This is a genomic window from Pseudomonas protegens (assembly GCF_003732485.1).
GTDB classification, from domain to species: Bacteria; Pseudomonadota; Gammaproteobacteria; order Pseudomonadales; family Pseudomonadaceae; genus Aquipseudomonas; species Aquipseudomonas protegens_B.
Genome location: NZ_MOAK01000061.1, coordinates 77,915 through 86,878 on the forward strand (window position 1 = coordinate 77,915; position 8,964 = coordinate 86,878).

Annotated in this window: 10 protein-coding genes; 5 read left to right on the forward strand and 5 right to left on the reverse strand. The window is 62.7% G+C overall.

The genetic code is table 11. The annotated features are described in order from the left end of the window. The 3 genes from BLX41_RS35530 to BLX41_RS16630 all read left to right on the forward strand — a co-directional run. The coding region (locus tag BLX41_RS35530) for a glycine zipper domain-containing protein (protein WP_259744973.1) at window positions 1–148 on the forward strand (148 nt) is incomplete at its 5' end. Then, complete coding sequence (locus BLX41_RS33695) at window positions 145–417, forward strand: hypothetical protein (protein WP_185073617.1); 273 nt, start codon at window positions 145–147, stop codon at window positions 415–417. The genes BLX41_RS35530 and BLX41_RS33695, both read left to right, overlap by 4 nt. 151 nt (window positions 418–568) lie before the next feature. Further along, window positions 569–1,264 (forward strand): HAD-IA family hydrolase, encoded by a 696-nt coding sequence (locus BLX41_RS16630; protein ID WP_123725775.1) that lies wholly within the window; start codon window positions 569–571, stop codon window positions 1,262–1,264. A gap of 134 nt (window positions 1,265–1,398) precedes the next feature. Here BLX41_RS16630 and BLX41_RS16635 read toward each other — a convergent pair whose 3' ends face one another. After that, complete coding sequence (locus BLX41_RS16635; RefSeq protein ID WP_123725776.1) at window positions 1,399–2,145, reverse strand: 3-oxoacyl-ACP reductase family protein; 747 nt, start codon at window positions 2,143–2,145, stop codon at window positions 1,399–1,401. A gap of 126 nt (window positions 2,146–2,271) precedes the next feature. Between BLX41_RS16635 and BLX41_RS16640 the strand changes: the two genes are divergently transcribed. Continuing rightward, window positions 2,272–3,195 carry a LysR family transcriptional regulator gene (locus BLX41_RS16640; RefSeq protein ID WP_123725777.1) on the forward strand — a complete coding sequence of 308 codons (924 nt, stop codon included), beginning with the start codon at window positions 2,272–2,274 and terminating at the stop codon, window positions 3,193–3,195. Between the two features lie 22 nt (window positions 3,196–3,217). Here the strand turns inward: BLX41_RS16640 and BLX41_RS16645 are convergent, their stop codons facing one another. From BLX41_RS16645 to BLX41_RS16655, 3 genes are all read right to left on the reverse strand, one after another. Then, window positions 3,218–3,946 carry an aspartate/glutamate racemase family protein gene (locus BLX41_RS16645; protein WP_123725778.1) on the reverse strand — a complete coding sequence of 243 codons (729 nt, stop codon included), beginning with the start codon at window positions 3,944–3,946 and terminating at the stop codon, window positions 3,218–3,220. Window positions 3,947–4,001: 55 nt separating this feature from the next. Beyond that, complete coding sequence (locus tag BLX41_RS16650; RefSeq protein ID WP_123725779.1) at window positions 4,002–5,549, reverse strand: NCS1 family nucleobase:cation symporter-1; 1,548 nt, start codon at window positions 5,547–5,549, stop codon at window positions 4,002–4,004. A gap of 527 nt (window positions 5,550–6,076) precedes the next feature. Then, window positions 6,077–6,811: a phosphoadenylyl-sulfate reductase gene (locus tag BLX41_RS16655; protein ID WP_123725780.1), complete on the reverse strand. Its 735-nt coding sequence runs from the start codon at window positions 6,809–6,811 to the stop codon at window positions 6,077–6,079. A gap of 175 nt (window positions 6,812–6,986) precedes the next feature. On the opposite strand from BLX41_RS16655, the gene thrH reads away from it, so the two are divergent. Continuing rightward, window positions 6,987–7,604, forward strand: coding sequence for a bifunctional phosphoserine phosphatase/homoserine phosphotransferase ThrH (gene thrH, locus BLX41_RS16660; RefSeq protein WP_123725781.1), 618 nt, complete (start codon window positions 6,987–6,989; stop codon window positions 7,602–7,604). A gap of 232 nt (window positions 7,605–7,836) precedes the next feature. Here thrH and pabB read toward each other — a convergent pair. Then, a partial coding sequence (gene pabB, locus BLX41_RS16665; protein ID WP_259744962.1) for an aminodeoxychorismate synthase component I occupies window positions 7,837–8,964 on the reverse strand: 1,128 nt, incomplete at its 5' end.

An 8,964-nucleotide genomic window follows, 5' to 3' on the forward strand; every position in this document is an offset into this window, starting at 1 on the left:
CGCGATTGGCGGTGGTCTGGGGTCGGCTGGTGGTTCACTGATCGGCAATCGCCTGGGCGGCAGCACCGGTTCCACGGTGGGTGCCGGCATTGGTGGTGCGGCGGGCGGTGCCCTGGGCAGCAGCATGGGGCACAAGAAGCGTCATTGATCCAGGCGCAACGTCTAAAAAACCGGCCTTGCGCCGGTTTTTTTGTGCGCGTTGCCCAGGGCTTCGCCATACTTGATGCAGCCGTTCCGCTGTTTCAGGAGAGGACCATGCCCCGCGAAACGACCGCCAATGTCGAGCCATCCCCAGCGCAACTGCAGGTGATCAACGATCCGGGGAATGAAGATCCCGGCTCCTTGATGGATGATGCGCTGGTGCCACTGCAGGAAGGGCCTGAAGACGGCGACGGCAAGCCCGATCCCGATGATTGAAACCATCCTGCCCCTGCGCCATGCCCCTCGGTTGCTCCTGACCCAGCCCCGCCGCTATGCTGCTGAACCCTTTAATTGACGTGTTGCCGAACATGACGGGCCGTACCTGAGCCGCTCCCTGGAATGTACTTTTGCTAACGGATCAGATGCGATGAATGCACAGTTGAATGATTTGGGACCGATCAAGGCGGTCATTTTCGATATGGACGGTCTGCTCCTGGATACCGAGGGTATCTACACCGAGATCACGCAGTTGATCGCCGAGCGTTATGGCCGCACCTACGATTGGACCATCAAGCAAAACATCATCGGACGTGGTGCCGCCGATCTGGCGCGTTACGTGGTCGAGGCTCTGGACCTGCCCATCAGCGCCGAAGAGTTCCTGGTCATGCGTGAGCCATTGATGCGTGAGCGCTTTCCTCGAGCCGAGGCCATGCCGGGGGCTCAGCAACTGGTGCGCCATTTGAAGCAGCACCAGGTGCCCATTGCAGTGGGTACCAGCTCGTCGCAGATGTCCTTCGGCGAGAAAATCACCCGCCATGGCGATTGGTTCGCGCTCTTCGACACCATTGTCACCGCCGATGATCCGGAAGTGACGGCGGCCAAGCCGGCGCCGGACATCTTTCTCACGGCAGCCCGGCGCCTGGGTGTGGCTCCAGGGGAGTGCCTGGTGTTCGAGGATTCGCCCTTCGGCGTGACCGCTGCCAAGGCTGCGGGAATGCGAGTGCTTGCGGTGCCCGATCCGGCCATGGCGGATGCCAAGTTCGCCCACGCCGACGGGATTCTGCGCTCGCTCAAGGGGTTTCAGCCCGCCGCCTGTGGTTTGCCGCATCTGGTGTGGGCCTGAGGTCGCGAGGCCGGTGGTAGGGAGAAGGACGGCGTTGCGAGTCGGTTAGTCCTCTGCGGCAGTCGCTGGCGGATGCTGCGCAAGCAACCGGGCCACCTGATACAGGTGGCCCGGTTATTTTTTGCGTGGGCGGATCAGGCGCTGAAACCGCCGTCGATGCTCAAGCTGGCGCCGGTGATGTAGGCCGCTTCGGGCCCGGCCAGATAGGCCACGAAGCCAGCGATTTCTTCGGCGCGGCCATAGCGACGTACGGCCATGAGATCCAGCAGGCTTTCGGCAAAGGCGCCGTTGGCCGGGTTCATGTCGGTGTCCACCGGGCCGGGCTGGACGTTGTTGATGGTGATGCCCCGCGGGCCCAGGTCCCGTGCCAGGCCTTTGGTCAGGCCCACCAGCGCGGCCTTACTCATGGCGTAGGGGCCGCCACCGGCAAAGGGCATGCGCTCGGCGTTGGTGCTGCCAATGTTGATGATGCGTCCGCCTTCGCCCATGTGGCGTGCAGCCTCCTGGGTGGCGATGAACACACTGCGTATGTTGATGGCCAGGGTCTGGTCAAAGTCTTCCAGCTTGAATTCGTCCAGCGGGGCCATTGCCAGTACTCCGGCATTGTTGACCAGGATGTCGAGGCGGCCGAAGGCCTGGGCGGTACGTTGCACGGCATCCCGAATGGCTTCGGCGTCGGCACTGTCGGCCTGTATCGCCAGAGCCTTGCCGCCCTTGGCGATGATGCTGTCCTGCAGGGTTTGCGCCTTGCTCGCGGAACTGACGTAGGTGAAGGCGACGCTGGCGCCTTCGGCAGCCAGACGCTCAACGATGGCGGCACCGATGCCGCGGGAACCGCCTTGGATCAGGGCCACTTTGCCGCTGAGGTTGTGCTTGCTCATGTACTTCTCCAGAGATTCAAGGCCGGTTTGCCTTGTGCTTGGCGTCGAGTATCGACCGCTGATTAACCCCTGTGTAGCGGGTAATTCCTATACTCTGTATAAACCAGAAGTTTGGAATCGCCATCGATGGAAGCCTTCAGCAGTCTTGAATGTTTTGTTCGCAGCGCGGAAGTCGGCAGCTTTGCCGAGGCGGCGCGGCGCTTGGGGTTGACCCCGGCCGCGGTAGGAAAAAGTGTGGCCAAGCTGGAGGCTCGAGTCGGTGTGCGGCTGTTTCAGCGCAGTACTCGACGTTTGACCCTGACCGAGGCCGGACGCTTGTTCCTGGCAGAAATCAGCGACAGCCTGCAGACCATCCAGAATGCCGTGAGCAGCCTGTCCAACGTCCAGGGGCGTCCGGCGGGCACGCTCAAGGTCAGCGTGGGAACGGTGTTCGGCTGCCTGTATATAGTGCCGATGCTGGGGGCCTTCCTGCAGCGTTATCCGGATATTCAGCCGGACTGGCATTTCGACAATCGCCAGGTTGATCTGATCGGCCAGGGCTTCGATGCCGCCATCGGTGGCGGTTTCGAACTACCGCAAGGGGTGGTCGCCCGTCGCCTGTCACCGGCCCATCGGGTGCTGGTGGCCAGCCCGGCCTATCTCGCAGGACGGGCGCCGATTGGCGAGCCGGAGGACCTGCAGCATTGCCGGGGGATTCTGATTCGCTCCCCGCAGACCGGGCGCATCCGCACCTGGCAACTGACTGGTCGCGCAGGCGGTGTGCGCCCACTGGAGCTCAAGGCCAGCATGACCATGAGCGATTCCGAAGCGGCTTGCATCGCTGCGGCCCAGGGACTGGGGCTGGCCCTGGTGAGCATGCCGTTTGCTGTCAACTACCTGCGCTGTGGCGCTCTGCAGCGGGTCTTGCCGGATTGGTACGTCGATGACGGCTACACCTCGATCTACTACGCCGAACACAAGATGCTCCCGGGCAAGACCCGGGCCTTTGTCGACTTCGTCATCGAGCAGTTCGCCGAACAGGGCCTGGCGCAAACCTTCAGCGCCCTGTAGGCGCCGGCTTGCGCGGCCTGGCTCAGCGCCCCAAACGCATCGGCCAGCCCAGCACCTTCTTCGGCCGCGGCGTCGCATAGGTCCGCACCTTCGATGTGGACAACCCCAGGCGTACCAACGACTCGGCGATGGTTACCGCCGCCGTGACCCCGTCCACCACCGGCACCCCGGTGCGCTGGCGGATCTGCTCATCCAGCCCCGCCATGCCGCCACAACCCAGGCAGATGACTTCGGCCTTGTCCTGAGTCACCGCCAGCTCGGCCTGGCGCACAATGGATTCCACCGCCCGCAGTGGGTCCTCCTCCAGTTCCAGCACCGCCAGGCCGCTGGCCCGCACTGAGGCGCAGCGCTCATAGAGGCCGGACAGCTTCAGCCGGTCCTCGATCAGTGGCACGGTCCGATCCAGGGTGGTCACCACCGAGTAGGCGTGGCCAAGGAACATCGCCGTGCTGGCGGCGGCGTCGGTGATGTCCACCACCGGAACATTGAGCAACTCCTGCAGGCCTTCGCGGCCGTGTTCGCCGTAACCGGCCTGGATCACCGCGTCATAGGGCTGGTCGTAGGCCAGTACGCGATCCATCACTGCGATGGCCGCCAGGTAGCTTTCGAAGTTGCCTTCCACCGATTCGGCGCCGAAATAGGGGGTCAGTCCGACGATTTCCGTGCCCGGCGCTGCCACGCTTTGTGCCTGGCGGGCGATGGCCTGGGTGATGCTGTCGGTGGTGTTGACGTTGACCACGAGAATGCGCATGGGGGTTCCTTACAGGTTGGGCAGTTCAAGGCCCGGCGCGCCGGGCCGTTCAGGTTCAGTGACTGACGTTGTCTACGGCGATGGATTCGCCGCTGACGTCCGCGTACCAGGGCTGGCGCTTGGCGATGATCAGGTACAGCAGGCCGGCGATGCCGGCGCCGATCAGCCAGGAAAAGGGCGATACGCTGGCAAAGCCCGGCACCAGGGCCAGCACGATGGCAATCAGCGCTGCGGGCACGAAGGCCGCCACCGCCCGCAGATTGACCCCGCGGCTGTAGAAGTACGCGCCTTGCGGGTCTTCGCTGTACAGCTGCGGCACGTGGATCTGGGCTTTGCGCAGGATCCAGTAGTCCACCATGATCACCCCGTACAACGGGCCCAGCAGGGCGCCCAGGCCGGAGAGGAAATACACGATCACCAGCGGGCTGTTGTAGAGGTTCCACGGCAGGATCAGCACCGCCAGCGCGGCACTGATCAGCCCGGCGCGGCGGAAGGTCAGGTACTTGGGCGCCAGGTTGCTGAGGACGAAGGCCGGAGCCACGAAGTTGGCCATGATGTTCACTGCGACGGTGACGATCAGGAACGCCAGGCAGCCCAGGACCAGAAACAGGGTGTTGGGGATTGAGGCGATTATCTGGGTCGGACTTTCGATGACCTGGCCGTTGATCTGGAACTGTGCGCCGCACAGCAGCACGGTGATGGTGGCGAACAGCAGAATGTTCACCGGCAGGCCCCAGAAGTTGCCGACCTTGATGGTCTTGCGGCACGGCGAGGAGCGGGCGAAGTCGCAGAAATTGAGAATCAGCGTGCCGTAGATCGCCAGCCACAATGCGCCGCCGGCGAAGATCTGCCGCCACATTTCACCGCCGCTCAGGGGCTCGCGGATCGACCAGGCGATCTGCCCGTCGGCCTGGGTGTACATCCACGCGGCCAGGCAGGCCACGGTCAGCAGGATGATCGGTCCGGCGAAGGCTTCGTAGCGGCGGATCATCTCCATGCCGTAGGCGAGGATTGCCAATTGCACCAGCCAGATCACCACGAAGCAGGCCCAGCCCAGGGTGGACAGGCCGAGGATCGAGTTGTGGTCGTAATCGGCAAACCCCGGATGGATCGCTGTCAGCAACACGCGAAATACCACCGAGGCCAGGTAGGTCTGGATGCCGAACCAGGCAATGGCGATCACCGCGCGGATCAGTGCCGGAATCTGTGCGCCATGGATGCCGAAGCTGATGCGGCTGATCACCGGGAACGGCACCCCGGTCTTCTGCCCCATGTAGCCGGACAGGTTCATGAAGAAGTACACCAGCGCCGCGCCTATCCCCAGGGACAGGAGGATCTGCCAGCCACCCAGGCCCAGGGCATAGAGGCCGATGGCAAAGGAGTAGTTGGCGATGTTGTGCACATCGTTGGTCCACAGGGCGAAGATGCTGTAGCCGCCCCAGCGCCGACCTTCGACCTTGGTCGGCGCCAGGTCGCGGTTGTGCAGGCGCGGGCTGAGGATGACGCTGTCCGGATCGGTTGCGGCGATGGGCTGTTGCAGGTTGTGCGAGTGCGGCGAGGAGGGCAGATCCAGTGCGATGTTGTTGGAAGGGCTGGTGTGCATTCCGGCGGCTCCTGATTCCGGCCCTGGATGACTGTGCTTGAGCGCAAGGCTCGACAATCTTCGTCGCAGGTGGAAATCACTGGGTTCGGGGCATCTGCAGCTGAGTCGTGGATCAGGCGTGCGGATGGTTAGTGTATGTATGTTTTGATTTTTTTGTATACAAAACATAAGTCGACTAAAGCCACTTCTGTGCCAATTCCGGAGCTATGAAATGGGCTGCTGATTTCGTTTTGTTATGGATTGCTCCTAACTGTATGAAACAGCGAGATTAAAAATTGACCGTTTGAACAGGTATTTATTTTTTGTCAGGCGCGACAATGCATGCCACGAAATCCGGCGGGAGAAAGGTCTGTAACCTTTTGGGGCGGCAGGAGCTGAAAGTGCACACAAAAATGGCACTGATGGTGACATTTATGTGTACATATTGGTTGTGGGTGCTGGCCGGGCGGTTGCGTTTGCCAGCGAAGGCGTCCTCAGGGGGAGGGCTCATTCGCCGGCAAGCCGGCTCCTACAGAAGAAGGGAGGGATCAGGCTTTGCTGATGAGGTTGCCGGCGTGCAGGCCGCATTCCTTCTGGGTGGCTTCCTCCCACCACCAACGGCCTTCGCGTTCGTGCTGGTTGGGCAGTACCGGGCGGGTGCAGGGCTCGCAGCCGATGCTGATGAAGCCGCGTTCATGCAGGCTGTTGTACGGCAGTTCGAGCATGCGGATGTAACCCCAGATCTCTTCGCTGCTCATCTGCGCCAACGGGTTGAACTTGTACAGGGGGCGCTCCGGGGTGGAGAAGGCGCTGTCGATCTCCAGCACCGCCACCTGGCTGCGGGTGCCCGGGCTCTGGTCGCGGCGCTGGCCGGTGGCCCAGGCGCTGACGGTGGACAGTTTGCGTCGCAACGGTTCGATCTTGCGGATGCCGCAGCATTCGCCGTGGCCGTCCTTGTAGAAGCTGAACAGGCCCTTTTCCTTGACGAAGGGTTCGAGCTGGCTGTGGTCCGGCGAGATCAGCTCGATGTCGATCTTGTAATGCTCGCGCACCTGATCGATGAAGCGATAGGTTTCCGGGTGCAGGCGGCCGGTGTCGAGGCTGAACACCTTGACGTTCTTGTTCAGCTTCCAGGCCATGTCCACCAGCACCACGTCCTCGGCGCCGCTGAAGGAAATCCACAGATCATCGCCGAACTGGGCAAAGGCCAGCTTGAGAATGTCCTGGGCGGATTTGTTGGCATAGGTCGCGGCGAGTTCAGCGACGTCGAACGATGGGGTCATCAGGGCGGTTTCCTACAGGTCGGTGGCGCTGTGCGCTCTATAGGGGGGCGATCTTAACAAAATCCACCCGGCCCTGGCGCGCTCCTCTGCGTTGCGCCTGCGCAGGCGAATCGCTAGAGTTCGGCAGTCCTTTTGCTCGCTCAATTTAAATAATCAGAACCAATGGGAGTGTCTTGTGGAAATTGCCTGTCTCGATCTGGAAGGTGTACTGGTCCCGGAAATCTGGATCGCCTTTGCCGAAAAAACCGGGATTGAATCCCTCAAGGCAACCACCCGGGATATTCCCGACTACGACGTACTGATGAAGCAGCGCCTGCGGATTCTCGACGAGCACGGCCTGAAGCTTTCGGACATCCAGGAAGTGATCGCCACCCTCAAGCCTCTGGATGGTGCGGTGGAGTTCGTCAACTGGCTGCGCGAGCGCTTCCAGGTGGTGATCCTCTCCGACACCTTCTATGAGTTTTCCCAGCCCTTGATGCGCCAGCTGGGTTTCCCGACCCTGTTGTGTCACCGCCTGATAACCGATGACAACGGCCGTGTGACCGGCTATCAACTGCGTCAGAAAGACCCCAAGCGCCAGTCGGTGCTGGCCTTCAAGAGTCTGTACTACCGGGTCATCGCTGCCGGGGATTCCTACAACGACACGACCATGCTGGGGGAGGCCGATGCCGGCATCCTGTTCCATGCTCCGGACAACGTGATTCGCGAGTTCCCGCAGTTCCCCGCGGTGCACAGTTTTGCCGAGTTGAAGCAGGAATTCATCAAGGCTTCCAATCGCCCCCTGAGCCTGTAAACCGGTTCGCCGGCGAAGAGGCCCTTGGATTTTTCACAAATCCTGCCGACGCCTTCGCTGGCAAGCCAGCTCCTACGGGTGGGAGAACGACGCGCTCTTGTAGGCGCCGGCTTGCCGGCGAACAGGCCTTTGGGTTGTGCGCAAATCCTGCCGACGCCTTCGCTGGCAAGCCAGCTCCTACGGGTGGGAGAACGACGCGCTCTGTAGGAGCCGGCGTGCCGGCGAAGACGCCCTAAAGCCCCTGCAGCGTCTCCAGCAGCACCCGCACCTTGGTGATGGATTCCTGGTACTCCGCCTGCCAGTCGGAATCCGCGACTATTCCGCCGCCGCCCCAGCAACAGATCTGCCCGTCCTTGGCCAGCAGGCTGCGGATGGCAATCGAGCTGTCCATTTCCCCGCGTACGTCCAGGTACAGCAGTGAGCCGCAGTACAGCGCGCGCCGCGTGGGCTCCAGTTCGTCGATGATCTGCATCGAGCGGATCTTCGGCGCGCCGGTGATCGAGCCGCCGGGGAAGCTGCCGGCGATCAGGTCCAGGGCGTCCTTGCCGTCCGCCAGCTCGCCGGTCACGCTGCTCACCAGATGGTGCACGTTGGGGTAACTTTCCAGGCTGAACAGCTCCGGCACGCGCACCGAGCCGGTGCGGCAAGTGCGCCCCAGGTCGTTGCGCAGCAGATCGACGATCATCAGGTTTTCCGCTCGGTCCTTGGGGCTGGCCAGCAGCTCGGCGGCGTTGGCTGCGTCTTCTGCGGCATCCCGGCCACGGGGGCGAGTGCCCTTGATCGGTCGGGTTTCCACCCGGCCCTGGCTGACATGAACGAAACGCTCCGGCGACAGGCTGAGCACCGCACCGCCATCCGGCAGGCGCTGGAAGCCCGAGAACGGGGTCGGACAAGCTGCGCGCAAGGCGCAGTAGGCGACCCAGGGATCGCCCTGGTACTGGCCGCGAAAGCGCTGGGCAAAGTTCACCTGATAGCAGTCGCCGGCCTGGATGTAGTGCTGGATGCGCTGGAAGGCCTGGCGGTAATCCTCGGCGCTGAGATCAGGCTGCATGGCGCTGGTCAGCTTGAACGAGGCTGCTGCCGTCACGGGTGGCTGGTTGAACAGCTGGATCAGGCGCTGGCGCTCGGAGGCTTCCAGGTGGGGGTGGAACAGCAGTTGGCTGGTGTGCGTCTGGTGGTCATTGATCAGCGCCCAGGCGTACAGGCCAAAACGTGCCTCGGGCAGTTGCAGGTCATCCCGGGCCTGGCTCGGCAGGCGCTCCAGATGTCGACCGAAGTCGTAGCTGAGGTAGCCGATCAGGCCGCCGGCGAAGGGCAATTCATAAGGCGCGGGCACCCGGGCGTGGCCCAGGGGCTGGGG

Bases quoted from the DNA above. Each gene is read 5' to 3' on its own strand.
- BLX41_RS16630 (WP_123725775.1), top strand. From the start codon at position 569: ATGAATGCACAGTTGAATGATTTGGGACCGATCAAGGCGGTCATTTTC.
- BLX41_RS16635 (WP_123725776.1), bottom strand. From the start codon at position 2,145: ATGAGCAAGCACAACCTCAGCGGCAAAGTGGCCCTGATCCAAGGCGGT.
- BLX41_RS16640 (WP_123725777.1), top strand. From the start codon at position 2,272: ATGGAAGCCTTCAGCAGTCTTGAATGTTTTGTTCGCAGCGCGGAAGTC.
- BLX41_RS16645 (WP_123725778.1), bottom strand. From the start codon at position 3,946: ATGCGCATTCTCGTGGTCAACGTCAACACCACCGACAGCATCACCCAG.
- BLX41_RS16650 (WP_123725779.1), bottom strand. From the start codon at position 5,549: ATGCACACCAGCCCTTCCAACAACATCGCACTGGATCTGCCCTCCTCG.
- BLX41_RS16655 (WP_123725780.1), bottom strand. From the start codon at position 6,811: ATGACCCCATCGTTCGACGTCGCTGAACTCGCCGCGACCTATGCCAAC.